We start from the raw sequence: 23,765 nt of genomic DNA, 5'->3' as shown, positions 1-23,765 counted from the left end.
TCAGACGAGGGCCGCGGTGCGGCGGCGCGCTCCCCCGGGAGCCGCGTCGCCCGCCGCGATCCCCGTACTGCGGTAGGCCCTGACCGCCTTGCCCGCCGGGCGTCCGCCCCGGGCGTCCAGCCAGTCCACCCGCACCCACAGCAGCGCGTCCCCGTCCCGCTCGCGCCGCCCGAGCCAGGCGGCCTTGAGCCTGAGGCCCGTACCGCACCCGGCGAGCAGCAGTCCGGCGGCGACGGGCACGGCGAAGTTGCAGCCGAGCGCGACCAGCCAGGCCAGCAGCAGCCACCAGCGGTGTCCGTGGCGCCAGTTGCGCACCCCGACCGCACGGTCCTGGAGCACGTCGTGCTTGCCCGCGCGGGCGGCGGCGCGCGCGAGGGCGACGTACCTCTTGCGCCGTGTGTACGTCACCACGGCCACGGCCACGATGAACAGCGCGACCCCGGCCATCACCCCGATCCGGCGCCCGGTCACCCCGGGGATCAGCAGTCCGACCCCCGCGGCGAAGACCCCGGCCCACCACATGGGCGCGGCCCCGGCCCGTACGACGACGGCCACCCGAACCAGGCCCTTTCCTCCGCGACCCTCGCGAACTCCGCGTGCCACGCCCTGCCTCCTCGTCGTCCCGGCACAGTCCTGACGGTCGGGCAGGCTAGCGACCGAACGTGAGACGAACGTGAAAAAGTCACTCCACGAACAGCCCCCGCGCCGCCGCCCGCGCGTCGAAGTCCTCCAGGCGGGACTGGGCGTCGGGCAGGTCGTCGCACATCGCCTCCAGGAGGACGCGGCCGAGGAGCATGGGCGCGCAGGCCGTGTCGAAGGCGAGGCCGGTGCCGACCGCGGCGGGGAGCAGCAGGTCGGAGACCTTGGCGACCGGGGCGAAGGCGGAGTCGGCGACGGTGACGACGGTGAGGCCGGCCTCCTTGGCGTAGCCGAGGGTGTCGACGACCTCGCGGGGGTGCCGGGGCAGGGCGAAGCAGAGCAGGGCCGTGGCGCCGGCGCGGACGGCGGCGTCGATCCGGTCGTGGATCATCGTGCCGCCCTCGTGCAGCAGCCGTACGTCCGGATGGACCTTGGCGGCGAAGTACGAGAAGCCGTACGCCTGGGAGGCCGCCGCGCGCAGGCCGAGGACCGGCAGCGGGCGTGAGGCGGCGAGCAGCCGGCCCGCCTTCTGGAGCGGCCGCGGGTCGGCGAGCAGCTCCGCCAGGTGCTTGAGGTTCTCGATCTCGGCCTCGACGGCCTGCTGGTACTCGTTGTACGACGCCGAGTCCGCCGTCTGCTCGGCGGGCGCGACCTCGCGCAGGTGCCGGCGCAGCGCGGGGTAGCCGTCGAAGCCGAGGGCGACCGCGAAGCGGGTGACGGAGGGCTGGCTGACCCCGGCCAGTTCGGCGAGTTCGACGCTGGACAGGAACGGCACGTCGGCGGCGCGCCGCACCATGCTGTGCGCGATGCGCCGCTGGGTCGGCGTCAGCCGGTGCCCCTCGAACAGCGCCTGCAGCCGTCCCGCGGGGGTGTCCGCCCCACCCGTGTCGCTCATGCCTCGCTCCCCCTCCAGATCTCCGTGAACCGGTCGAGCAGTGCGGCCGCCGCCGTCACGTCGGCCGTGAGCGGCCGGTCGGCCTGCTCCGCGTCGAGCGCCGCGTCGGCCAGCTCCAGCGCGCGCCCCACCGGCAGTCCGGGGCCGGGCGTCAGCTCGCGCTGGCGCAGCGCCCGTACGGCGGCGACGAGTTCGCAGCCGACGACGAGACGGTACGCGCCGCACGCGCGCAGTGTCTGACGTGCGGCGAGCGAGGCGAAGCTGGCCTGTTCCTCGACGCCCCGGGAGAGTACAGCGTGCCCGAGGGAGGCGGGCGCGGAGAAGGCCCGCAGGTCGCCGAGGGCGGCTCCGGCGGCGTACTCCAGGATCATCACGCCGGAGGCGCCGGGCTCCTGGTCGGCGAGGAAGGGCCTGAGGCGGGTGAAGGCGGGCTCGTTGAGGGTGGAGAGGCGGGAGGTGGACAACCGGGCCACCTGCGTCAGCGCCAGTCTGAAGTGGTCGAGGGCCAGGGCGAGTTGGGCCTGGTAGAAGCCGCCGTGGTGGTAGGCGGCCATGTCCTCGGGGGAGATCAGCGGGTTCTCGGCGGCCGCGTTGATCTCGATCCGGAGGATCTCCTCCAGGGCGTCGGCGGCGTCGTGGGCGGGGCCGTGGATCTGGGGCAGGCAGCGGAAGCCGTACGGGTCCTGGATACGGCCGAGGGGAGGGGTGGGCCGGTCCTCGGCACCGATCAACTCCCGCATCCGCCGGGCCACTTCACCGCTCCCCCGGTGCGGCCGGGCGAGATGCACGGGCGCCGCGTACGCCTCGTGCGACCCGTCGACAGCGAGCAGCGACAACGCGGCAACAACCTGCGTGGCCTCGACGAGCCCCCGCAACTCCTCCAACGCGAGCGCGGCCTGCCCGAGGGTGAGGGCATTACTGCTGATGAAGGCGAGCGCGTCGTTGTTGTCGAGGGGCTGGGGTTCGGGGGCGCCGACAGCGAGCCGATGGCCGGCGGAAGGGCCCTCGCCGCGGCCCCTCGCGTCGGGGTCGCCGTCGGAGACTCCCCGGTCCACGACAGCTGCCGCACCCGAGCCGCCGCCGTCGCCCCGGCCACCTCCGAAAGCCGCATCGCCGTCGCCGCCGCCGGGCTCGGCGGAACGGCCCGCACCAGCGCTCACGCCGGGGCGGCCCGCGCCCGGGTCGCCCGCCCCCGACCGCCACGGATGCTCCCCCGCCAGTGCCAGTCCCACCTGGGCCAGGGCCGCGATGTCGCCCGTGCCCACTGAGCCGAACTCGTTGACGACCGGGTACGCGCCCGACTCCAGGGCCTCGCACAGGGCCGTGACCACCGTGGGGCGTAGGCCCGCGCCCCCGGCCAGCAGCTGGTTCGCGCGGATCGCGAGCGTCGCGCGGACCTGGCGGGCCGGGAGTTCGTCACCGATCGCACCGGCGTGGCTGCGCAGCAGGCGCAGGCCGTGGCCGGCGGCGGCCTCGGTCGGCACGTCCTCGGTGCGGTTGGCGCCGACGCCGGTCGAGCGGCCGTAGACGCGTCCGGTCGCGGCGATCCGCCGGGCCGCGTCCCAGGACTCGGTGACCCGCTTCATCGCGTCGGTCCCGGGCACCGGCCGCGCCGTGCCGTCGGCGAGGCGGACGACGTCCGCGACCCCGAGCCCGATCCCGTCCAGGACCACCAGGCCGGTGTGTCCGACCACGACGGGATCCGGCGTGTCCACGATCCGAGACGACATCTAGCCCAAACTCCCCTCAATCAGGACATTCGATCTTGCCCATCGGTCATCGTTACGTCGGTTTAACGCCGAACCGTTGACAACCTATTCAGACACCAAGAACTCTGCATGACGTTATACAGCCGGGCAAGGGACATCTCATGATCCAGTTCGACGCGGTCCACAAGCGCTTCCCGGGCGGCACGACAGCTGTCCACGATCTCACCCTCGACATGCCGGAAGGCGGCGTGACCGTCCTCGTCGGCTCCTCCGGCTGCGGCAAGACCACCACCCTCCGGATGATCAACCGGATGGTCGAGCCGACCTCCGGCACCATCAGGGTCGGCGGCAAGGACGTCACCACGCAGGACGCGGCCGACCTGCGCCGCTCCATCGGCTACGTCATCCAGCAGTCGGGCCTCTTCCCGCACCGCACGGTGCTCGACAACATCGCCACCGTCCCGCTGCTCCTCGGCCACGGCCGCAGGAAGGCCCGCGCCCGCGCGGCCGAGCTGCTGGAGACCGTCGGCCTGAGCGCGGACGCCGGCAAGCGGTACCCGCACCAGCTCTCCGGCGGCCAGCAGCAGCGCGTCGGCGTGGCCCGCGCCCTCGCCGCCGACCCGCCGGTGCTCCTCATGGACGAGCCCTTCGGCGCGGTCGACCCGGTGGTGCGCACCCAGCTCCAGGACGAACTGCTCCGGCTCCAGAAGGAGTTGAGCAAGACCATCGTCTTCGTCACGCACGACGTCGACGAGGCCGTACGACTGGGCGACCAGATCGCGATCTTCCGCACCGGCGGCCACCTCGTCCAGTGCGCCTCCCCCACCGAGCTCCTGGCCCGGCCCGCCGACGACTTCGTGGCCGACTTCCTCGGCGCCGAGCGCGGCCTGAAACTGCTCTCGCTGAAGACGCTGGCCGAGGTCCCGCAGGGCCCGGCACCGGAGGGCGGCGCCTGGACCCTCGTACGCGACGAGGCGGGCAAGCCCCTGCACTGGGCCTCGCAGGACACGGAGCTCCCCGTACGCCCCCTCCACGACGGCGACTCCCTGCTCGCCGCCCTCGACGAGTCCCTCGCCTCCCCCGCAGGACTGGTCGCCCGGGTCGACGCCGACGGCGTCCTCACCGGCGTCTCGTCCCGCGAGGACATCCACGCGCACGCCGGACAGGCGCACGCGGACGCCCGGGTGGCCGTATGACCATCGACTGGTCGTGGATCTCCGGCCACACCGACGACCTGACCTCGCTCACGGTCTCCCACCTCCAGGCCGCCCTGAGCGCCGTCTTCTTCGGCCTGCTGATCAGCCTCCCGCTCGCGGTGGTCGCCCACCGGATCCGCCCCCTGCGCGGCTTCCTGCTCGGGCTCTCGAACGTCCTGTTCACGATCCCGTCGATCGCCATCTTCGTGCTGCTCCTGCCGATCAGCGGTCTGACCCGCACCACGACCGTGATCGGTCTGACCGTCTACACACTGGTCGTGCTGTTGCGGAACACCGTCGAGGGCCTCGACTCGGTCCCCGCGAAGACCAAGGAGGCCGCGAAGGCGATGGGCACGCGCCCCCTGCGCACGCTCCTGACCGTCGAACTCCCCCTCGCGCTCCCGGTGATCATGGCGGGCGTGCGGATCGCCACGGTCATGTCGATCTCGCTGGTCTCCGTCGCCACCTACATCGGCGACGGCGGTCTCGGCCAGCTCTTCACCGACGGCTTCCAGCGCGACTTCCCGACCCCGGTGATCGCGGGCGTGGTCCTCACGCTGCTGCTCGCGGTGGTGGCGGACGCCTTCCTGGTCGCCGTCCAGTACGTCCTGACCCCGTGGCGGCGGAGGCGAGCCTGACATGTACGAACTCTTCGAGAACCTCGGCAAGTGGCTGGTCAGCGGCTCCAGTTGGAGCGGTACCGACGGCATCGCCCACCGGCTCGCCGAGCACCTGCAGTACTCGCTGCTCGCGACCCTCGTGGCGGCCGCGATCGGCCTGCCCCTCGGCCTGCTGATCGGCCACACCGGCAAGGGCGCCTTCCTCGCGATCAACCTGGCGTCCTTCGGCCGCGCCCTGCCGACCGTCGGCCTGGTGGTGCTGGTCTTCCTGGCCGGCGGGCTGTCGATGCTGCCGGTGTACGTGGCGCTGGTCGCGCTCGCGGTCCCGTCGATCGTCACCAACACGTACGCGGGGATGACGGCCGTCGACCCGGATGTGAAGGACGCCGCCCGCGGCCAGGGCATGCGCGGCCACCAGGTGCTGTTCCAGGTCGAGTTGCCGCTCGCGCTCCCCCTGATCATGACCGGCCTGCGCCTCGCGCTCATCCAGGTCGTCGCCACGGCGACCATCGCGGCCTACGTCTCCTTCGGCGGCCTCGGCCGCTACGTCTTCGACGGCCTCGCCCAGCGCGATCTCGTCCAGGTGCTCGGCGGGGCGGTGCTGGTCGCCGTGGTCGCCGTAACCCTCGATCTGCTGCTCTCCGGCCTCCAGCGCTTCCTCTTCCGCCACCGCACCGCCTAAGGACCCCTCCGATGAACCGACGCACCCTCCTCGGCGGCCTCTTCGCGGCGGCCTCCGTCCCCGCCCTCTCGGCCTGCTCCAGCGGCATCACCTCCCTTGACGGGCAAGGCAGTTCGGCTGCGAAGAGCAGCACCGGCACGATCACCATCGGCACCGCCAACTTCACCGAGAACCAGGTCCTCGGCTACCTCTACGCGGCCGTGCTCCAGCAGGCCGGCGTGAAGGTGAAGGTCCGCCCCAACCTCGGCACCCGCGAGATCGTCATCCCCGCGCTCAAGGCGGGCGACATCGACCTGCTCCCCGAGTACCAGGGCGCCCTCCTCAACTACCTGGCCCCGAAGGACAGTTCGTCGGAGCCGGGCACCATGCAGAACGCGCTCACCCTCGCGCTGCCCAGCGGCCTCCAGGTACTGCCGTACAGCCAGGCCGCCGACTCCGACTGCTTCGCCGTCACCCGGGAGACCGCGCGCAAGTACGGCCTGACCACCCTCGCCGACCTCGCCAAGCAGAACGGCAAGCTGGTCATCGGCGCCGCCCCCGAGGTCAAGAAGCGCCGGGTGGGCGCGGTCGGACTGAAGGAGGTGTACGGCGTCGAGTTCAAGGAGTTCAAGTCGCTCGACTCCGACGGGCCGCTGGTCAAGGGCGCGCTGAAGAAGGGGGACGTGGACGTGGCGAACCTCTTCACCACCGACACCGACATCGCCGCCAACGGCTGGGTGGTGCTGAGCGACCCCAAGAACCTGATCCCGAGCCAGCACATCGTCCCGCTCATCGCCGACCGCAAGGCCGACGACACCGTCCGCAAGGCCCTCGCCCGGCTCGGCAACGTCCTCACCACCGAGCAGCTCACCGAGCTCAACAGCGAGGTCGACAACGACAAGAAGGACCCGGAGGACGTGGCGAACGCGTACGCGAAGAAGCACGGGCTGACGAAGTAGGGCCGGTGTCGATGATCTGACGATGAATCAACCAAGAGTCGTTAAACAGGCACGCACAGTGACTGATCGCGTACATACGGTGAGTGCGCGCTATCCGTACGACTCCTGAGGACGCGTCATGCCCTCCCCTCGCAGGGCCTTCCTGACGGCCGCCGCCGTCGGCGTACTGGCCGCCGCCCCCGCGGCGGCGGCCCCCGTCGCCGTCGAAGACCCGCACACCGCCCTGGCCGAACTGCTCGCCGGCAACCGGCGCTACGCCTCCGGCCGCCCCCGCCACCCCCACGACACCGTGCGCCGCAGACATCTCCTCGCGGCGGCCCAGCACCCCTTCGCGGTGATCGTCGGCTGCATCGACTCCCGGGTCCCGCCCGAGCTGGTCTTCGACCAGGGCCTCGGGGACCTGCTGTGCATAAGGACGGCCGGACAGGTGCTGGACGAGGCGGTGCTGGCGTCCGTGCAGTACGGCGTGGAAGAGCTGCGGATCCCGCTCGTGCTGGTGCTGGGGCACGAGCGGTGCGGGGCGGTGGCGGCGACCCTGGACCATCTGCGCACCGGCGCGCCCGTCCCGGGCCACCTGGAGCTGCTGGTCGACGAGATCGCCCCCGCCGCCCGGCGCACCCGCGCGCTGCCGGGCGACTGGGCGGAGCACACGATGACGGCCCACACGGCGTGGGTGCGGGACGCGATCCGCGCGGACTCCGCGTTCGCGGGGGCCACGGTGATAGCGGCGAGGTCCGACCTGGACACCGGTCTGGTCTCCCTCCTGCCCTGACACCCCCTCGTGAAGCCCGTGAAGTGAGTCATGAACTCCTCCCGCACCTCCGTCCTCCCCTCCCGCACCTCCGTCCTCCCCACCCTCGCCGACCTCCGCTCCCTGACCCGCTCCCCCGCCCGTGACCTCCTGTGCGGGCTCACCGTCGCCGTCGTGGCGCTGCCGCTCGCGCTCGGGTTCGGGGTCAGTTCCGGGCTCGGGGCCGCCGCCGGGCTCACCACCGCCGTGGTCGCCGGGGCGCTCGCCGCGCTGTTCGGCGGGTCCGCGCGGCAGGTCAGCGGGCCCACCGGCGCGATGACCGTGGTCCTCGTCCCGATCGTCCACCGGTACGGCGCCGACGGCGTCCTGACCGTCGGCCTGCTCGCCGGGGTGCTGCTGATCGGGCTCGCGTTCGCCCGCGCCGGGGCGGCGATGGCGTACGTGCCCGCTCCGGTGATCGCCGGCTTCACCCTCGGGATCGCCGCCGTGATCGCCCTCCAGCAGGTCCCGAACGCGCTGGGCGTGCCGCTGCCGCACGGCGAGCAGGTCGCGGCCGTCGCCGCACGGGCCGTAGAGGAATTCACGCGCACCCCGCACTGGCCCGCCCTGCTGCTCGCCGTCTGCTCGGCCGCCGCCGTGGTCGCGGGCGCCCGCTGGAAACCGGCCGTGCCCTTCTCGCTGGCCGCGGTCGCGGCGGCGACGGCGGTCGCCGAGGCCCTGCACCTCGACGTCCACCGCATCGGCGCACTCCCGGCCGTCCTGCCGGAACCCTCCCTCGGCTTCCTGGACGTCGCCCGCGTCCCCTCCCTGCTCGCCCCCGCCGCCGCGGTGGCCGCCCTCGCCGCCCTGGAGTCCCTGCTGTCGGCCTCCGTCGCGGACGCGATGCGCCCCGGCGAGCGGCACGCCCCGGGCAAGGAGCTGTTCGGCCAGGGCATCGCCAACCTCGCGGCCCCGCTCTTCGGCGGGGTCCCGGCGACGGGCGCGATCGCCCGGACCGCGGTCAACGTCCGCACCGGTGCCGCCTCCCGGCTCGCCGCCCTCGCACACGCGGTGATCCTCGCCGGGATCGTGGCGGCCCTGGCCCCGCTGGTCGGCCGTATCCCGCTGGCGGCACTGGCCGGGGTGCTGCTGGGGACGGCCGTACGGATGGTGGAGACGGACGCCGTACGGGCCATGGCGCGGGCCACCCGCGGTGACGCGCTGGTCCTCGTCCTGACCGCCGCCGCCACCCTCGCCCTCGACCTGGTGCGGGCGGTGCTGATCGGGCTCGCGGTCTCCGTGCTGCTGGCGCTGCGCGCGGCCGTGCGCTCCACCCGGCTGACGCCCGCCGCGGCCGACGAACTGCCCGGCGCCTCGGGCACGGTGACCTACCGCTTCGACGGACCGCTCCTGTTCGCCGCCGCCCACCGCTTCCGCCGTGCCCTCGCCGAGGTGCACGGGGTCACGGCGGTCGAGCTGCGCCTGTCGGGGCTGACCGCGGTGGACGCGACCGGCGCGCTGGCCCTGAAGGAGGCGGTCCAGGAGCTGCGCGGCCGGGGTGTCGAGGTCCGGGTGAGTGGGGTCGGGCCTGAGCATCGGCGGGTTCTGGAGTCCCTGGGGGTGATCCCGGAGGTCCCCCGTCCCAACAGGGGGGCTATCCCCAGTGCGACGGCCGCGCCCGCTTCCTAACGTGGAGGCCATGACGGCAATGGACGCGCGGGACACCGAGCTGAAGAAGGAACTCAACGCCACCCTGCAGGCGCGCAGGGAGCTGGGCGACGAGTACGAGACCGCACTGGTCGACTCGTTCCTGGAGAAGGTCGACCAGCGCATCGACGGCGCGGTCGAGCGCCGGCTGCGCCGGCAGCTCGCCGAGCAGCAGATGGTGGCGGCCCGGGGCTCCCGGACCTCGAAACCCACCGACTCCTGGGGCGAGCGCTTCGGCTTCGGCATCGTCTCGCTGGTGCTGGCGATCCCGCTGTCGGCGATCGGCGGCGGCATCGCCCATCTCCCGGGCCTGCTGGTCGCGTGGGCCGGCATCGTCGGGGTGAACGCCTTCCAGGCGGTGCGCCTGAACCCCGAGATCTTCCGCGGCCGGCGCCGCAGGTCGGGCCGGGACGGCGACGACTGGGAGGACTGACCCGGCGTCACACCTGCCGGGTCGGCAGCACGACCAGCTGACGCAGGTTGACGTGCCGGGGGCGGCTGGTGGCGTAGGCGACGAGGTCGGCGAGGTCCGCGGGGGCCAGCGTGCCCAGCGCCTCGACCATCCCGTCGACCTGCTCCCGCAGCCCGTCGTTGTCGATGTGCGTGGCCAGTTCGGTCCCGACCAGCCCCGGCTCGATGTTGGTGACGCGCACGTCCCGCGGCCCGAACTCGTTGCGCAGCAGCGCCGAGAGATGGGTGACCGCGGCCTTCGTCGCCCCGTACACCGCGTAGTTGGTGAAGCCGGTGACATGCGCGCCGATGGACGAGACGTTCACCAGGTCCGCGGTACGGCCCTCGGCGGCGGCCGCCGTCAGGTCGTCGGCGAGGGCGCCGATCAGCCGCAGGACGCCGGTGAGGTTGGTGTCGATCATCCGCTGCCACTCGTCGACGCGGGCGTCCGCGATCGGGTTGGGCAGCATGACCCCCGCGTTGTTGACGACCAGGTCGACGCTCCCGTAGGCCTCGTGGACCCGCTCCACGGCCGCCGCCACGGACGCGTCGTCGGTGACGTCCGCGACCACGGCCAGCGCCTGCCCGCCGTCGGCCCGGACCTTCCCCACCAGGGTCTCCAGCCGCTCCGCCCGCCGGGCCAGCAGCGCGACCCGCGCCCCCTGAGCGGCCAGTTCCACGGCGACGGCCTCGCCGATACCGCTCGCGGCCCCGGTGACGACGGCGGTACGACCGGCCAGGTTCTCGTACGACATTGAGGTGCTCCTCGGATCGGAGGGCGCCGGGGTCGCTCCCCGGGCTCGTCACCACCGTGCGCCGCCCGGGCCGCCGTACCCAGGGATGCGCTTTTCCTGGGTCTGCCAGTACCAGGTTCCGCGGCCGCGGCTCCCCTACGATCGAACCCATGGACGGGGACCTCGGAGACTTCCTGCGCTCGCGCCGCGCCCGGATCCGGCCCGAGGAGGTGGGGCTGGCCTCCTACGGCAGACGGCGGGTGCCCGGGCTGCGCCGCGAGGAGGTGGCTCAGCTGGCCGGGGTGAGCGTCGACTACTACATCCGGCTGGAGCAGGGGCGCGGGCCGAGCGTCTCGGACGCCGTCCTGGACGCCATCGCCCGGGTGCTACGGCTCGACGAGACCGAGCACGCCTATCTGCTCGCGGTGGCCCGGCCGCCGAAGAAGACCGGCCGCCGCCCTGCCGCCCCGCGGATCCGCCCGGGCATCCAGATCCTGCTCGACGGCATGGAGCGCACCCCGGCGTTCGTCCTCGGCCCCGCCATGGACGTGCTGGCCTGGAACGCCCTCGCCGACGCGCTGGGCGGCTTCAGCCGGATGGCCCCGGCCCGCCGGAACACCGCCCTCCAGCTCTTCCTCGACCCCGAGGGCCACGAGATCTACCCGGACTGGGCGGCGATCGCCGCGCAGACCGTCGCCCACCTCCGGCTGGGCGCCGGCGCCCACCCCGAGGACCGGCGGTTGCGCGAGGTCGTCGGCGAACTCTCCCTCAAGAGCGAGGACTTCCGCCGGCTGTGGGCCGACCACCAGGTCAAGGCCTGCATGTTCGGCGTGAAACGCGTCCGCCACCCGGTCGCGGGCCTGCTGACCCTGCCGTACGAGTCGCTGAAGCTCCCGGAGACCCCGGACCACAGCCTGGTGGCGTACACACCGGAGCCGGGGTCGGAGACGGCGGAGAGGCTGGCGCTGCTGGGCAGTTGGGCCAGTACGGGCGCGTAGAAAAGATATGGCGGGGACCGCCGCACCCCCGGTGAAGGGGGGCGGGACGACGGCGGTCCCCGCGAAGGACGCTGACCGGGTCAGGGCCGGGTCTCGCGTCCGGCGTCCATGGAGGTCCGGGAGCCGCTCCGGAGGTCCTTGGACGTTCGGGCGTCGGCCGGGGCGGGGAGCCGCTCCCGCCCTGCCGACACCCACTAATGTGCCGGATCCGTGTTAAGCGGGTGCTGCGTGGACGTGACGCGCTCGTACCAGTTCCGCGAAGTCCACCGATCGGACAGGAAACAACAAGTTCCCCTCCGCCATCCGCGGTTCACCGGACGTTTGCCGCCGGGTCCCGTCCGTCACCTACCGGTCTTCGCGAGGAAGGCCAGCAGGTCCTGCCGGCTGATCACCCCGGTGGGCTTGCCCTCGACGAGGACGATCGCCGCGTCCGCCTTGCCGAGCACGGACATCAGGTCGCCGACCGGCTCGCCGGAGCCGACCTGGGGCAGCGGCGCGGAGAGGTGCTTCTCCAGCGGGTCGTCGAGCGAGGCGTTCTTGCTGAACAGCGCGTCCAGCAGCTCGCGCTCCACGACCGAGCCGACGACCTCGGCGGCCATCACGTCCGGGTGACCGGCGCCGGGCTTGACGACCGGCATCTGCGAGACGCCGTACTCCCGCAGCACCTCGATCGCCTGGCCGACGGTCTCGTCGGGGTGCATGTGCACGAGGGAGGGGATGGCGCCGTGCACCTTGTCGCTCAGGACGTCGGCGACACGGGCGCTGGGGCCCTCGTCCTCCAGGAAGCCGTAGTCCGCCATCCACTCGTCGTTGAAGATCTTGCTCAGGTAGCCGCGGCCGCTGTCCGGGAGCAGGACGACCACCACGTCGTCGGGGCCGAGCCGCTCCGCGACCCGCAGGGCGCCGACGACGGCCATCCCGCAGGAGCCGCCGACCAGCAGGCCCTCCTCCTTGGCGAGGCGGCGGGTCATCTGGAAGGAGTCCTTGTCGGAGACGGCGACGATCTCGTCGGCGACGGTCCGGTCGTAGGCGGTCGGCCAGAAGTCCTCACCGACGCCCTCGACGAGATACGGCCGCCCGGAGCCGCCGGAGTAGACGGAGCCCTCGGGGTCGGCGCCGATGACCTTGACCTTGCCGTCGCTGGCGTCCTTGAGGTAGCGGCCGGTGCCGGAGATGGTGCCGCCGGTGCCGACGCCCGCGACGAAGTGGGTGATCTTCCCCTCGGTCTGCTCCCACAGCTCGGGGCCGGTGGAGTGGTAGTGGGAGAGCGGGTTGTTGGGGTTGGAGTACTGGTCGGGCTTCCAGGCGCCGGGCGTCTCGCGGACCAGCCGGTCGGAGACGTTGTAGTAGGAGTCCGGGTGCTCGGGGTCCACGGCGGTCGGGCAGACGACGACCTCCGCGCCGTAGGCCCTGAGCACGTTGATCTTGTCGGTGCTCACCTTGTCGGGGCATACGAAGATGCAGTGGTACCCCTTCTGCTGCGCCACGATGGCCAGCCCCACGCCGGTGTTCCCGCTGGTCGGCTCCACGATGGTGCCCCCGGGCTTGAGCGCGCCGCTCTCCTCGGCCGCCTCGATCATGCGCAGGGCGATGCGGTCCTTCACGGAACCGCCCGGGTTGAAGTACTCGACCTTGGCCAGGACGGTCGCCTGAATGCCCTTGGTCACGCTGTTGAGCCTCACGAGCGGGGTGTTGCCGACGAGGCTGATCATCGAGTCGTGGAATCGCACCGTTGTCTCCGGATGCCGCAAAAGTGGTCCTTGTGGTTCCGGCCAGCCTATGGCCTGTTCGGGCGCAGTGATGGTCGTTCACTCCCCGTTGGGATTGGGCCACCGTGCGTGCGGGGCAAGGAGTGGGTGTAGCGGGTGCGAGGAGGTGGCGGCTTCGTATGACGAGCATGTCGAGGGCCAGGGTGGCCCGGCGGATCGCGGCGGGCGCCGCGTACGGCGGTGGCGGGATCGGTCTGGTCGGTGCGGCGGCCGTGGGGCTGCTGCTGGCGGAGGTGCGGCTGGCGAAACGGCAGGTGGGCAACGGCGCGACCCCCCACGTCCCGCAGGCCGGCGGCCGGTACGGCCACGCGTACGCCACCCCCGGCGAACCTCCCCTGCGCCTGACCATGCTGGGCGACTCCACGGCCGCGGGCCAGGGCGTGCACCGCGCGAGCCAGACCCCGGCCGCCCTGCTGGCGTCGGGTCTCGCGGCCGTCGCGGAGCGCCCGGTGGAGCTCCGTAACGTCGCCCTCCCCGGCGCCACCTCCGACGACCTGGACCGCCAGGTCGCCCTGGTCCTCGCGGACTCCACCCGCGTGCCCGACATCTGCGTGATCATGATCGGCGCGAACGACGTCACCCATCACATGCCGGCCACCCGCTCGGTACGCCATCTGGCGTCCGCGGTACGACGGCTGCGCACGGCCGGCGCCGAGGTGGTCGTCGGCACCTGCCCCGACCTCGGCACCATCGAGCCGGTCCAGCAGCCCCTGCGCTGGCTGGCCCGGCGCGCCTCCCGCCAACTGGCGGCGGCCCAGACGATCGGCGTGGTGGAACAGGGCGGCCGTACCGTCTCCCTCGGCGACCTGCTGGGCCCCGAGTTCGCGGCGAACCCTCGCGAATTGTTCGGCCCGGACAACTACCACCCCTCCGCCGAGGGCTACGCGACCGCTGCGATGGCCGTCCTGCCCACCGTCTGCGCGGCCCTCGGCCTGTGGCCGGCCGACGAGGAGCGCCCGGACGCCTCCCGCCGCGAGGGCTTCCTGCCGGTGGCGCGCGCCGCCGCGGAGGCCGCGTCGGAGGCGGGCACCGAGGTCGCGGCGGCCATGGCGACGGGCCCGAAGGGACCCTGGGCGCTGCTGAAGCGCAGGCGCAGGCGCCGGGTCAGCCCGACGGAGCCCACGCCCACCGCACACGCCGGTCCCGGCAATCCCAGCCCGTCCGGCGTTTGACGACGAGGCCCTTCGGGGCCGACGGGGGTCTCGGGCGCGACCCCAGGGAGGCCCGCCCCGCCGGACCGCACCCTCGTCGGCCCAACCGCCGGAGGCCCAAGCAAGCGCTTAGACAATTGCGGCCAGGGTCACACCGTCGTACGCGTGACCCTGGCCATACGGCCGGGTAACTTCCCAAGCAGCCAGCCTGGAAGTACACCCCCGCATGCCAATGGAGCCGTGATGCCCGAAGCCGTGATCGTCTCGACCGCCCGCTCCCCCATCGGCCGCGCCTTCAAGGGCTCCCTGAAGGACCTGCGCCCCGACGACCTCACGGCCACGATCATCCAGGCCGCCCTCGCCAAGGTCCCCGAGCTGGACCCGAGGGACATCGAGGACCTGATGCTCGGCTGCGGTCTGCCCGGCGGCGAGCAGGGCCACAACCTCGGCCGGATCGTCGCCGTGCAGATGGGCATGGACCACCTGCCGGGCTGCACGATCACCCGTTACTGTTCCTCCTCGCTCCAGACGACCCGCATGGCGCTGCACGCCATCAAGGCCGGCGAGGGCGACGTCTTCATCTCGGCCGGTGTCGAGATGGTCTCCCGGTACGTGAAGGGCAACTCCGACAGCCTGCCCGACACGCACAACCCCCTCTTCGCCGAGGCCGAGGCCCGTACCGCCGAGGTCGCCCAGCAGGAGGGCACCACCTGGCACGACCCGCGCGAGGACGGCATCGTCCCCGACCCGTACATCGCGATGGGCCAGACCGCGGAGAACCTCGCCCGCATCAAGGGCGTCACCCGCCAGGACATGGACGAGTTCGGCGTCCGCTCGCAGAACCTCGCCGAGGAAGCCATCAAGAACGGCTTCTGGGAGCGCGAGATCACCCCGGTCACCCTCCCCGACGGCACGGTCGTCTCCAAGGACGACGGCCCCCGCGCCGGCGTCACCCTGGAGGGCGTCCAGGGCCTGAAGCCCGTCTTCCGCCCCGACGGCCTGGTCACCGCCGGCAACTGCTGCCCGCTGAACGACGGCGCCGCAGCGGTCGTCATCATGTCCGACACCAAGGCGCGCGAGCTGGGTCTGACCCCGCTCGCCCGGATCGTCTCGACCGGCGTCTCGGGCCTGTCCCCCGAGATCATGGGCCTCGGCCCGGTGGAGGCGTCCCAGCAGGCCCTCAAGCGGGCCGGGCTCACCGTCGACGACATCGACCTGGTCGAGATCAACGAGGCGTTCGCCGCGCAGGTGATCCCCTCCTACCGCGACCTCGGCATCCCGCTGGAGAAGCTGAACGTCAACGGCGGCGCGATCGCCGTCGGCCACCCCTTCGGCATGACCGGCGCCCGCATCACCGGCACGCTGATCAACTCCCTCCAGTTCCACGACAAGCAGTTCGGCCTGGAGACCATGTGCGTCGGCGGCGGGCAGGGCATGGCGATGGTCATCGAGCGCCTGAGCTGACGGAGAGCGGTCCGATCTGACGGACCGTATCCGCGCGGGAACCCTGCGCCACCCTTTGGCCCAGAACCGAGGAAACTCCAAGGTTCTGGGCCGATTTGTGATCCAATCTCCCCCAGGATGTGACCTATATCGCTCGCGGTGGAATTCCCGCAGGTCACGCCCTTCCATCAGGGATCCCCGGGCCCAAAGTCCTGTCCGTTTCGTGACGTTACGCACTGACAGCTGGATAGTCCGCCCTTCAAGCTGATGTAGGAAGTCGGGGGTCGACTTTGAACCGGGAGTACGTCAGTGAGCGCCATGCCGATCGCTTTGCTGGTCACCACGGCCGCCACCGGCGCCGTGGGCGTCGCCCTGCTGCGCACCCTGCTGGTGCTGCGCCGACAGGTCGTCGCCCTGCAGGCCCAGCTCGCCGAGAACGACGCCGTCGCCGTCCGGGCCCTGGTGCCCGCCGCCCGTCCGGCGGCCGACGTCGACGAGATACGCGCCGCCGTCGCCGAGGCCCTGGCCGAGGAGCGCGAGCGTGAACTCGCCGAGGCCCGCGCGTTCTGGGCCGCCCAGGAGGCGCGGGACGTCTCCGACGCGCCCTCGTTGCTGGGTCTGCCCGACAGTGAGCTGTTCCTGCCCCGGCAGGCCGACTTCGTGGGCCTGGAGCCGCTGGAGCCGGTGGCCGAGCAGGCCCTGGACGCCGACGAGTTCGCCGCGGACTCCGCCGAGCTGGCCGCCGCCCGCCGCCGCCACCCGAGCCACCCGGACTTCGTACCGCTCGGCTCACCCGCCGTGGGCGACCACGAACGCACGGTGGCCACACTGGAGGAACTCGCCGCGTCCGGCACGGAACTCTCCGACGTCCGCCCGGGCCCGCTCGGCACCCTCGACGTCTACGTCTTCGCCGACGGCACGACCCTCTGCATGACCCCGGGCCACAAGGAGACGGCGGAACGCCTCTCGGCGGCCCTGCGCGCCGGCGAAACCCCGGTCCTGCTCGGCGGATCGGGCATCTCGGGCGCGTACACCCTGACGTTCGCGTGCGGCGAGGAGAACGTCTACATCCTGGCGGACCGGGTCATAGCGAGCCTCTAGGGCCCTTGTCGTCAGACACCGGCGCGCTGCTGGGCTTCCGCGACCAACTCCACAGCTTCTTCCACCTGGCCCTCGTCCTTCAGTACGAGGGCCAAGTCGTGCACCGCGACGGTGATTTGATCAGCGGCGGCGAACATGCCCGCGTCCGGCATCTCCCTCGCCGACACCCCTTCAAGGACCTGCGCCCGCCGGGCCAACTCCCGGGCCAGACCCAGCGCCTCAGCCGCCGCCCCCCGTTGAAGACGACTCTGCGGCGCCGCCCGCAAACGGTCGGCGAAGTGATCCACGGCCCGGGTCAGTCGCGTCGTATCCACCACGCCGCCACCGTACGCGCACGACCCGGACTGTTGCCAACGCGCGAACCCTCAGGCACGGTGACCTGAAGGACCGGCTTACATCCGGAGGCGCCGATGTCCCAAGTCTTCTCCGAGGAGACCCACCGCAACCTGCTCGCCCGCATCCCCCACTGCACCGGTCGTGAAGTGTCCGACTGGCTCCGCACCGTCGAAGAAGGCCCGGCTCTCTTCCGCTTCGAGGAAAAGGTCAGCTGGCTCCGCCACGAACACAACCTCGCGTACGGCCACGCGAAGGCGATCATCCACGAGTACGACCTGAGGAGGGCCGCGCGCAGGTACTTCTAGGGCTTGTCCGGTGGATCAGGCCGGCTACAAGAGGCGGTGCTGATCGGTACAGGTCAGCGGGGCTGGGTGCGCCGCAGACGGGCGTGCCCAGCCCCGCGACGCCGGCATGATCCACCGGACAAGGCCTGGCCGCGCACACGCCGAAGGGCCCCGGGAGGCGTACCCCCCAGGGCCCTTCCGTACGACCGTCGGGGACTAGTCGCTGCTGTTGAGGATCGAGATGAGTCGCAGGAACTCCATGTAGATCCACACCAGTGTCATCGTGAGGCCGAAGGCCGCGAGCCAGGCCTCCTCGCGCGGGGCGCCGTAGGCGATGCCGTCCTCGACCTGCTTGAAGTCGAGGGCGAGGAAGCACGCGCCGAGCAGCACGCCGATGATGCCGAACATGATGCCGAGGCCGCCGCTGCGGAAGCCGAGGCCGTCACCGCCGCCGAAGACCGCGAAGAGCAGGTTGACCGCCATCAGCAGGATGAAGCCGAGCGTGGCCGCCATCACGAAGCCATAGAAGCGGCGGTTGACGCGGATCCAGCCGGCCTTGTACGCGACCAGCACCGCGGCGAAGACCGCCAGGGTGCCGATCACGGCCTGCATGGCCGCGCCGCTCGCGATGCGGTTGTCGACGATGCTGGAGACGACGCCGAGGAACACGCCCTCGAACGCGGCGTACGACACGATCAGCGCGGGCGAGGCCTTGCGCTTGAAGGACTGGATCAGCGCCAGCGCCATGCCGATGACCGCGGCACCGATGCCGATGCCGTACGAGCGGCCGATGTTGGCGTCGTCGACCGGCAGCAGCGCCCAGGCGAGCGCGGCCGTGACGACCAGGATGCCGAGCGTGGTGCCGGTGCGCAGGACGACGTCGTCCATCGTCATCCGGCCGGTGGAGACCGGGGCCTGCGGCGGCGCGCCCTGCACGTCCTGCTGGGCGTAGGGGTTGGTCGCGTACGGGTTGCCGGCCTGCTGGGCGTACGGGTTGCCCTGCGTGCCGACTGCTGCGCTCCCGGCCTGCGGCGCGGTGTTGAAGCCCGCGTAGCCGTTGTCGCGGCTGAAGCCCCGTCGCGAGAAGACCGGGTTGCTGCTCCTCATTTCACTCCTCCATGGCCACCGTGTGTGGGCCTTGGCTCAAGAGTAATGGGTAGGCAAAGGAATGACCCTAGTGCTTGGGGAGGATCTTTCCCTCGTCATGCTGCGCAACACGCTACAAGGGGAACCCCGTGTACCCCTCGGCGAGGTCCGTCTCGGCGGCCCGCGAGGAGGCGAGCCGCTCCAGGCGGGCGAGCTGGAGCCGGTCCTCGAACCCGGTCGCGTCGGGGGCCCGGTGCAGCAGGGTCGTCATGTCGTAGGAGAAGCGCTCGGCCTGCCAGACCCGCCGCAGACAGGTCTCGGAGTAGGCGTCGAGCCGCTCGGCGGAGCCCGTCTCCTTCTGGTACGACAGCGCCCGGGCGAAGGTGACGACGTCCCCGACGGCGAGGTTCAGGCCCTTGGCGCCGGTGGGCGGCACGATGTGCGCCGCGTCACCGGCGAGGAAGAGCCGGCCGTACCGCATCGGCTCGTGGACGTAGGAGCGCATGGGGGTGACGGACTTCTGGGTGATCGGTCCCCTCTCCAGGGCCCAGTCGTCGTCCGTCTCGAAGCGGCGCTCCAGCTCGTCCCAGATCTCCTCGTCGCCCCAGCTCTCGGCGTCGGTGCCGTCGGGGACCTGGAGGTAGAGGCGGGAGACGGACGGCGAGCGCATGGAGAGCAGGGCGAAGCCGCGGTCGTGGCGGGCGTAGACCAGCTCGTCGTGGGAGGGCGGGACGTCGGCGAGGATGCCGAGCCAGCCGAAGGGGTACGACCGCTCGAACGTCCGGGAGACCGAGGCGGGGATCGCCTTCCTCGCGACACCCCAGAAGCCGTCGCAGCCGACGACGTAGTCACAGGTGAGGAGCTGCTCACGGCCCTCGTGCCGGAACCGGACGCTCGGGCTGTCGGTGTCGGCGCCCTCCACAGCCAGCGCCTCCGCCTCGAAGAGCAGCGGGACACCGTCCTTGAGCTGGAGGGCGATGAGGTCCTTGCAGACCTCGGTCTGGGCGTAGACCGTCACGGACCGGCCGCCGGTGAGGGCGGGGAAGTCGACGCGGTGGCGCTTGCGGTCGTAGCGCAGCTCGATCCCGTCGTGCCTGAGGCCCTCCCGGTCCATGCGCTCCCCGGCACCGGCCGCACGCAGCACGTCCACCGTGCCCTGCTCCAGGATCCCGGCGCGCTGGCGGTGCTCGACGTAGCTCCGGTCCCGGCTCTCCAGGACGACCGCGTCGATGCCGGCGTTGTGGAGGAGCCGGGCGAGAAGGAGGCCGGCCGGGCCGGCTCCGATGATGCCGACGGTGGTACGCATCGACCAACCTCTCTGCATGTAGCCCATTGTTCGCGTAGTGAAAAGTTCTTCACCAACTTACGAACATGAGTGTCCGACCGCACGCAGACGCTGTCAACGGTGGCGCGGTGAACTCTTCAATGGAGGGTGCAGCTGTCGACGACTCGGAAAGTGCCCAGAGCCGGACTTGAACCGGCACGCCCGCGAAGGGGCAGCGAGGTTTAAGCTCGCCGTGTCTGCATTCCACCATCTGGGCAGGCCATGGGCTTCCGCGTTGAGGTCCCGAGCCTATCGGGGCGCATCCCTCCAACAGCGGACGGGCGGACCGATGTTGTCTTATTTTATTGACGTCTGAGGGTGCATCAGACCATGGAACAGGCCATCCGCACTTGCCAATAGCGTTGCGCGCGACCTCCGGCCGCGCATGCGGAATGACGGAATTTCACCGCCCGAACGAGGACGCTCCACCTGTTCTCTCCAGACGGCCCGATCAGGGGCGCCGTCATCCCCAGGTATGACACGCGGGCCGCCGGTAGGTCTTGAGGCTGTCTTCGGAACCAGAACTGCGACTGACTACACGGCGGACTCGGGCCACCACGATGGAAGACGTCCTTCAACGACGTCGTCCCGCTAGGAGTTCCATCCCGTGACCACCACACCCGTCGCCGGCCGGACCACGGCCGTGGCCGCACGCGCCACGGATCTGTCGAAGATCTACGGACAGGGCGAGACCCAGGTGGTCGCCCTGGACCGGGTCACCGTCGAGTTCCGGCAGGCCGAGTTCACCGCGATCATGGGCCCGTCCGGTTCCGGCAAGTCCACGCTGATGCACTGCGTGGCGGGCCTGGACACCTTCTCCTCCGGCTCGGTGCGCATCGGCGAGACCGAGTTGGGTTCGCTGAAGGACAAGCAGCTGACGAAGCTGCGCCGGGACAAGATCGGCTTCATCTTCCAGGCGTTCAACCTGCTGCCGACGCTGACGGCCCGGGAGAACATCACGCTCCCGATGGACATCGCGGGCCGCAGGCCCGACAAGGAGTGGCTGGACTCCGTCATCCGGATGGTGGGCCTGAGGGACCGTCTCGGCCACCGGCCCTCCCAGCTCTCCGGCGGCCAGCAGCAGCGCGTCGCGGTGGCCCGGGCGCTGGCCTCCAAGCCCGAGATCATCTTCGGTGACGAGCCGACCGGCAACCTCGACTCCCGCTCCGGCGCGGAGGTACTGGGCTTCCTGCGCAACTCCGTAAGGGAGTTGGGGCAGACGGTCGTGATGGTGACCCACGACCCGGTCGCCGCGGCGTACGCGGACCGGGTGGTCTTCCTCGCGGACGGCCGGATCGTGGACGAGATGTACAAGCCCACCGCCGACAACGTCCTGGACTTCATGAAGCAGTTCGACGCGAAGGGCCGTACCTCCTGATGTTCCGCACCGCCCTGCGCAACGTCCTCGCGCACAAGGCCCGCCTGCTGATGACCGTGCTCGCCGTGATGCTCGGCGTGGCGTTCGTCTCCGGCACGCTGGTCTTCACCAACACCATCTCCGACGCCTACCAGAACAGTTCGGCCAAGGGCTTCGACCAGGTCGACGTGGCCGTCACCGCCAAGTCCGAGGAGGACAAGGGCAATACGATCGGCAAGCGACGGGAGCTGACGAAGACGCAGCTCGACGCGATCGCCCAAGTGCCGGGCGCGGCCTCGGCGATCGGGGTCGTGGGCGGCTTCGCCGCCGTCGCCGACAAGGACGGCAAGCTCGTCGGCGGCGGCTTCCAGTCCCGGGGCGGCAACTACTGGGGCGACAAGGACCCCCGGTACCCGCTGACCGAGGGCACCGCGCCGAAGGGCCGGGACCAGATCGCCCTCGACTCCGAGACCGCGCAGCGCGCCGGATACAAGGTCGGCGACACCGTACGGCTCTCGGTCGACGGACCGGTCCTCACCCCGAGGATCACCGGCATCTTCACCACCGACGACGGCAATGTCGCGGCCGGCGGCAGCCTCGCGCTGTTCGACACGGCGTCCGCGCAGCAGCTGTTCGGCAAGCCGGGCACGTACGACGAGATCGACGTGAAGGCGGCCTCCGGCACCTCCCAGACCGCGCTGAAGGCGGCCCTGGACAAGGCGCTCTCTCCGCGGCTGGTGGAGACCGAGACCGGCGCGCAACTCGCCGACGACCAGGCGGAGATGATCTCCGCCTCGATGGCCGGGCTCCGTCAGGGCCTGCTGGTCTTCGCCGGCATCGCGCTCTTCGTCGGCACCTTCATCATCGCCAACACCTTCACCATGCTGATCGCCCAGCGCACCAAGGAACTCGCGCTGCTGCGGGCGGTCGGCGCCTCCCGCCGGCAGATCACGCGCTCGGTGCTGATCGAGGCGTTCGTGGTCGGCCTGGTCGCCGCCGTGACAGGACTCGTCGCGGGCATCGGCATCGGCGCCGGACTCCGGTCGCTGATGGGCACGTTCGGCGCGACCGTCCCGAACGGACCGCTGGTCATCACGCCGGGCACGGTCGGCGCGGCCCTCGCGGTCGGCGTCCTCATCACCATGCTCGCGGCCTGGCTGCCGGGCCGCAGGGCGGCGAAGATCCCGCCGGTCGCGGCGATGAGCAGCGTCCACGCGAAGGCGACCACCAAGTCGCTGGTGCTGCGCAACACGCTGGGCGCGCTGTTCACCGGAGCGGGCGTGGCGGTGGTCCTGGCCGCGACGACGATGGACGGCTCGGACGGCCAGGCCCCCATGGGCATGGGCGCGGTCCTGCTGATCATCGGCGTCTTCATCCTCACCCCGCTGCTCTCCCGCCCGCTGATCGCGGCCGCGGCCCCGCTGATGCGCGTGTTCGGCATCTCCGGGAAGCTGGCCCGCCAGAACTCCGTGCGCAACCCGCGCCGTACCGCCGCCACCGCCTCCGCGCTGATGATCGGCCTCACCCTGATCACCGGCATGACGGTGATGGCCGGCAGCCTCCAGAAGTCCATCGACAAGATGGCCACGGCCGCGATCAAGGCGGACTACGTCGTCTCCATGGTCAACGGCCGCTCGCTCTCCCCCGACGTCGAGAAGAAGCTCGCCGACGTCGAGGGCGTCACCGCCGTCAGCCCGCTGCGCAACGCCGAGTCCCGGATCGACGGCGAGAGCGAGTACCTCACCGGCGTCACCGGCTCGGCGATCGGCGAGCTGACCGACCTCAAGGTCGACAACGGCAGCTTCAAGGTCGACGGCGACCAGGTCGTCGTGGACACCGACACCGCCAAGTCGTACGGCTGGAAGGCCGGTTCGAGTTTCACCGCGCACTTCGAGGACGGCAAGGCGCAGAAGCTGACGGTCGCCGGGGTCTACGAGGGCAACGACCTCATCCGCGGCGTCATGGTGGACAGCGCCACCGTCACCCCGCACCTGACCGACCCGGACGACATGCAGGTCATGCTCAAGACGTCCGGCGGCACCTCCGACGCGACCAAGGACCGGCTGGAGAAGGCCCTCGGCTCCAACCCGGCCATCCAGGTCCAGGACAAGAAGGACCTGTCCGACTCCATCGCCCAGATGTTCACGCTGATGCTGAACATGCTCTACGGCCTGCTCGCCATGGCGGTGATCGTCGCGGTCCTCGGTGTCATCAACACCCTGGCGATGTCGGTCTTCGAGCGTTCCCAGGAGATCGGCATGCTCCGCGCGATCGGCCTGGACCGCAAGGGCATCAAGCGGATGGTCCGCCTGGAGTCCCTGGTGATCTCCCTGTTCGGCGGAGTCCTCGGCATCGGCCTGGGCGTCTTCTTCGGCTGGGCGGCCGGTGAGCTGCTCGGCACGAAGATGGCGACGTACGAACTCGTCCTGCCCTGGGCCAGGATGGCCCTCTTCCTCCTGCTGGCGGCGACGGTAGGCATCCTGGCGGCGCTGTGGCCGGCCCGCAGAGCGGCCCGCATGAACATGCTGACGGCGATCAAGTCGGAGTAACCCCCGGCACGGGCGGGGCGATTGGTGCGGATGTCCCGGTTACCGGCGGTAGATACCGCGGGTAACC

At 71.5% G+C, this 23,765-nt stretch carries 22 protein-coding genes and 1 tRNA gene; 14 read left to right on the top strand and 9 right to left on the bottom strand.

What is annotated here, in order from left to right; all coding sequences use genetic code 11:
* From ABZ896_RS35035 to ABZ896_RS35025, 3 genes are all read right to left on the bottom strand, one after another.
* On the bottom strand, positions 1–522 hold the full coding sequence (locus tag ABZ896_RS35035) for a hypothetical protein (RefSeq protein ID WP_360938047.1): 522 nt from the start codon (positions 520–522) through the stop codon (positions 1–3).
* A gap of 160 nt (positions 523–682) precedes the next feature.
* Entirely contained in the window at positions 683–1,534 is an 852-nt protein-coding gene (locus ABZ896_RS35030) for a MurR/RpiR family transcriptional regulator (RefSeq protein WP_360938015.1), read from the bottom strand.
* The gene (locus ABZ896_RS35025) at positions 1,531–3,264 is read right to left on the bottom strand and encodes an aromatic amino acid ammonia-lyase (protein WP_360938012.1); all 1,734 of its coding nucleotides are present in this window, start codon (positions 3,262–3,264) and stop codon (positions 1,531–1,533) included. Before ABZ896_RS35025 ends, ABZ896_RS35030 begins: the two co-directional genes overlap by 4 nt.
* Positions 3,265–3,404: 140 nt before the next feature.
* Between ABZ896_RS35025 and ABZ896_RS35020 the strand changes: the two genes are divergently transcribed.
* From ABZ896_RS35020 to ABZ896_RS34990, 7 genes are all read left to right on the top strand, one after another.
* Positions 3,405–4,439 carry an ABC transporter ATP-binding protein gene (locus ABZ896_RS35020; RefSeq protein ID WP_360938009.1) on the top strand — a complete coding sequence of 345 codons (1,035 nt, stop codon included), beginning with the start codon at positions 3,405–3,407 and terminating at the stop codon, positions 4,437–4,439.
* Positions 4,436–5,077 (top strand): ABC transporter permease, encoded by a 642-nt coding sequence (locus ABZ896_RS35015; RefSeq protein WP_360938006.1) that lies wholly within the window; start codon positions 4,436–4,438, stop codon positions 5,075–5,077. Before ABZ896_RS35020 ends, ABZ896_RS35015 begins: the two co-directional genes overlap by 4 nt.
* 1 nt (position 5,078) lies before the next feature.
* Positions 5,079–5,741 (top strand): ABC transporter permease, encoded by a 663-nt coding sequence (locus ABZ896_RS35010; protein ID WP_360938003.1) that lies wholly within the window; start codon positions 5,079–5,081, stop codon positions 5,739–5,741.
* An 11-nt stretch (positions 5,742–5,752) separates the two neighbouring features.
* A complete protein-coding gene (locus ABZ896_RS35005) occupies positions 5,753–6,679 on the top strand; it encodes an ABC transporter substrate-binding protein (protein WP_360938000.1) in 927 nt (308 codons plus the stop codon).
* A gap of 118 nt (positions 6,680–6,797) precedes the next feature.
* Positions 6,798–7,451, top strand: a complete 654-nt coding sequence (locus ABZ896_RS35000; protein ID WP_360937997.1) for a carbonic anhydrase — start codon at positions 6,798–6,800, stop codon at positions 7,449–7,451.
* Positions 7,452–7,481: 30 nt separating this feature from the next.
* Positions 7,482–9,098, top strand: a complete 1,617-nt coding sequence (locus tag ABZ896_RS34995) for a SulP family inorganic anion transporter (RefSeq protein ID WP_360937994.1) — start codon at positions 7,482–7,484, stop codon at positions 9,096–9,098.
* A gap of 19 nt (positions 9,099–9,117) precedes the next feature.
* On the top strand, positions 9,118–9,549 hold the full coding sequence (locus ABZ896_RS34990) for a hypothetical protein (protein ID WP_360938044.1): 432 nt from the start codon (positions 9,118–9,120) through the stop codon (positions 9,547–9,549).
* Positions 9,550–9,556: 7 nt separating this feature from the next.
* Here the strand turns inward: ABZ896_RS34990 and ABZ896_RS34985 are convergent, their stop codons facing one another.
* Positions 9,557–10,321, bottom strand: a complete 765-nt coding sequence (locus ABZ896_RS34985; protein ID WP_360937982.1) for an SDR family oxidoreductase — start codon at positions 10,319–10,321, stop codon at positions 9,557–9,559.
* A gap of 149 nt (positions 10,322–10,470) precedes the next feature.
* Between ABZ896_RS34985 and ABZ896_RS34980 the strand changes: the two genes are divergently transcribed.
* Positions 10,471–11,298, top strand: coding sequence for a helix-turn-helix transcriptional regulator (locus ABZ896_RS34980; protein WP_360937979.1), 828 nt, complete (start codon positions 10,471–10,473; stop codon positions 11,296–11,298).
* A gap of 341 nt (positions 11,299–11,639) precedes the next feature.
* On the opposite strand, the gene ABZ896_RS34975 is transcribed toward ABZ896_RS34980, so the two are convergent.
* Positions 11,640–13,028, bottom strand: coding sequence for a cystathionine beta-synthase (locus ABZ896_RS34975; protein ID WP_360937976.1), 1,389 nt, complete (start codon positions 13,026–13,028; stop codon positions 11,640–11,642).
* 158 nt (positions 13,029–13,186) lie between these two features.
* Here ABZ896_RS34975 and ABZ896_RS34970 point away from each other — a divergent pair, with 158 nt between their 5' ends.
* The 3 genes from ABZ896_RS34970 to ABZ896_RS34960 all read left to right on the top strand — a co-directional run bounded on the left by ABZ896_RS34970 (position 13,187) and on the right by ABZ896_RS34960 (position 16,762).
* Positions 13,187–14,239, top strand: coding sequence for an SGNH/GDSL hydrolase family protein (locus ABZ896_RS34970; protein WP_360937973.1), 1,053 nt, complete (start codon positions 13,187–13,189; stop codon positions 14,237–14,239).
* A gap of 222 nt (positions 14,240–14,461) precedes the next feature.
* Positions 14,462–15,682 (top strand): acetyl-CoA C-acetyltransferase, encoded by a 1,221-nt coding sequence (locus ABZ896_RS34965; RefSeq protein ID WP_360937970.1) that lies wholly within the window; start codon positions 14,462–14,464, stop codon positions 15,680–15,682.
* A 288-nt stretch (positions 15,683–15,970) separates the two neighbouring features.
* Positions 15,971–16,762: a hypothetical protein gene (locus ABZ896_RS34960; protein WP_360937967.1), complete on the top strand. Its 792-nt coding sequence runs from the start codon at positions 15,971–15,973 to the stop codon at positions 16,760–16,762.
* 11 nt (positions 16,763–16,773) lie between these two features.
* Here the strand turns inward: ABZ896_RS34960 and ABZ896_RS34955 are convergent, their stop codons facing one another.
* On the bottom strand, positions 16,774–17,079 hold the full coding sequence (locus ABZ896_RS34955; RefSeq protein ID WP_360937964.1) for a hypothetical protein: 306 nt from the start codon (positions 17,077–17,079) through the stop codon (positions 16,774–16,776).
* 93 nt (positions 17,080–17,172) lie between these two features.
* Between ABZ896_RS34955 and ABZ896_RS34950 the strand changes: the two genes are divergently transcribed.
* Positions 17,173–17,403 carry a DUF4287 domain-containing protein gene (locus ABZ896_RS34950; protein WP_360937961.1) on the top strand — a complete coding sequence of 77 codons (231 nt, stop codon included), beginning with the start codon at positions 17,173–17,175 and terminating at the stop codon, positions 17,401–17,403.
* A 195-nt stretch (positions 17,404–17,598) separates the two neighbouring features.
* On the opposite strand, the gene ABZ896_RS34945 is transcribed toward ABZ896_RS34950, so the two are convergent.
* The 3 genes from ABZ896_RS34945 to ABZ896_RS34935 form a co-directional block, all read right to left on the bottom strand.
* A complete protein-coding gene (locus ABZ896_RS34945) occupies positions 17,599–18,489 on the bottom strand; it encodes a Bax inhibitor-1/YccA family protein (RefSeq protein WP_360937958.1) in 891 nt (296 codons plus the stop codon).
* Between the two features lie 112 nt (positions 18,490–18,601).
* Complete coding sequence (locus ABZ896_RS34940; protein WP_360937955.1) at positions 18,602–19,774, bottom strand: 4-hydroxybenzoate 3-monooxygenase; 1,173 nt, start codon at positions 19,772–19,774, stop codon at positions 18,602–18,604.
* A 151-nt stretch (positions 19,775–19,925) separates the two neighbouring features.
* Positions 19,926–20,009 (bottom strand) — tRNA-Leu (locus tag ABZ896_RS34935).
* Positions 20,010–20,399: 390 nt separating this feature from the next.
* Between ABZ896_RS34935 and ABZ896_RS34930 the strand changes: the two genes are divergently transcribed.
* Both ABZ896_RS34930 and ABZ896_RS34925 read left to right on the top strand, forming a co-directional pair.
* Positions 20,400–21,170: an ABC transporter ATP-binding protein gene (locus ABZ896_RS34930; RefSeq protein WP_360937952.1), complete on the top strand. Its 771-nt coding sequence runs from the start codon at positions 20,400–20,402 to the stop codon at positions 21,168–21,170.
* On the top strand, positions 21,170–23,698 hold the full coding sequence (locus ABZ896_RS34925; protein WP_360937949.1) for an FtsX-like permease family protein: 2,529 nt from the start codon (positions 21,170–21,172) through the stop codon (positions 23,696–23,698). The genes ABZ896_RS34930 and ABZ896_RS34925 overlap by 1 nt, the downstream gene beginning before the upstream one ends.
* Positions 23,699–23,765: the final 67 nt, after the last annotated feature.

Source organism: Streptomyces sp. NPDC047072, assembly GCF_040643855.1.
In the GTDB taxonomy this organism is placed as follows: Bacteria; Actinomycetota; Actinomycetes; order Streptomycetales; family Streptomycetaceae; genus Streptomyces.
The sequence above is the reverse complement of the archived record's forward strand: the minus strand, read 5'-3'. Positions and strand labels throughout refer to the sequence as shown.

Excerpts from the sequence above, each read along its gene's own strand:
- ABZ896_RS35005 (WP_360938000.1), top strand. The coding sequence starts at position 5,753 with ATGAACCGACGCACCCTCCTCGGCGGCCTCTTCGCGGCGGCCTCCGTC.
- ABZ896_RS34980 (WP_360937979.1), top strand. The coding sequence starts at position 10,471 with ATGGACGGGGACCTCGGAGACTTCCTGCGCTCGCGCCGCGCCCGGATC.
- ABZ896_RS35035 (WP_360938047.1), bottom strand. The coding sequence starts at position 522 with ATGTGGTGGGCCGGGGTCTTCGCCGCGGGGGTCGGACTGCTGATCCCC.
- ABZ896_RS35020 (WP_360938009.1), top strand. The coding sequence starts at position 3,405 with ATGATCCAGTTCGACGCGGTCCACAAGCGCTTCCCGGGCGGCACGACA.
- ABZ896_RS34950 (WP_360937961.1), top strand. The coding sequence starts at position 17,173 with ATGTCCCAAGTCTTCTCCGAGGAGACCCACCGCAACCTGCTCGCCCGC.
- ABZ896_RS34945 (WP_360937958.1), bottom strand. The coding sequence starts at position 18,489 with ATGAGGAGCAGCAACCCGGTCTTCTCGCGACGGGGCTTCAGCCGCGAC.
- ABZ896_RS35015 (WP_360938006.1), top strand. The coding sequence starts at position 4,436 with ATGACCATCGACTGGTCGTGGATCTCCGGCCACACCGACGACCTGACC.
- ABZ896_RS34970 (WP_360937973.1), top strand. The coding sequence starts at position 13,187 with ATGACGAGCATGTCGAGGGCCAGGGTGGCCCGGCGGATCGCGGCGGGC.
- ABZ896_RS34990 (WP_360938044.1), top strand. The coding sequence starts at position 9,118 with ATGGACGCGCGGGACACCGAGCTGAAGAAGGAACTCAACGCCACCCTG.
- ABZ896_RS34995 (WP_360937994.1), top strand. The coding sequence starts at position 7,482 with ATGAACTCCTCCCGCACCTCCGTCCTCCCCTCCCGCACCTCCGTCCTC.
- ABZ896_RS35010 (WP_360938003.1), top strand. The coding sequence starts at position 5,079 with ATGTACGAACTCTTCGAGAACCTCGGCAAGTGGCTGGTCAGCGGCTCC.
- ABZ896_RS35000 (WP_360937997.1), top strand. The coding sequence starts at position 6,798 with ATGCCCTCCCCTCGCAGGGCCTTCCTGACGGCCGCCGCCGTCGGCGTA.
- ABZ896_RS34965 (WP_360937970.1), top strand. The coding sequence starts at position 14,462 with ATGCCCGAAGCCGTGATCGTCTCGACCGCCCGCTCCCCCATCGGCCGC.
- ABZ896_RS34940 (WP_360937955.1), bottom strand. The coding sequence starts at position 19,774 with ATGCGTACCACCGTCGGCATCATCGGAGCCGGCCCGGCCGGCCTCCTT.
- ABZ896_RS35025 (WP_360938012.1), bottom strand. The coding sequence starts at position 3,264 with ATGTCGTCTCGGATCGTGGACACGCCGGATCCCGTCGTGGTCGGACAC.
- ABZ896_RS34925 (WP_360937949.1), top strand. The coding sequence starts at position 21,170 with ATGTTCCGCACCGCCCTGCGCAACGTCCTCGCGCACAAGGCCCGCCTG.
- ABZ896_RS34985 (WP_360937982.1), bottom strand. The coding sequence starts at position 10,321 with ATGTCGTACGAGAACCTGGCCGGTCGTACCGCCGTCGTCACCGGGGCC.
- ABZ896_RS35030 (WP_360938015.1), bottom strand. The coding sequence starts at position 1,534 with ATGAGCGACACGGGTGGGGCGGACACCCCCGCGGGACGGCTGCAGGCG.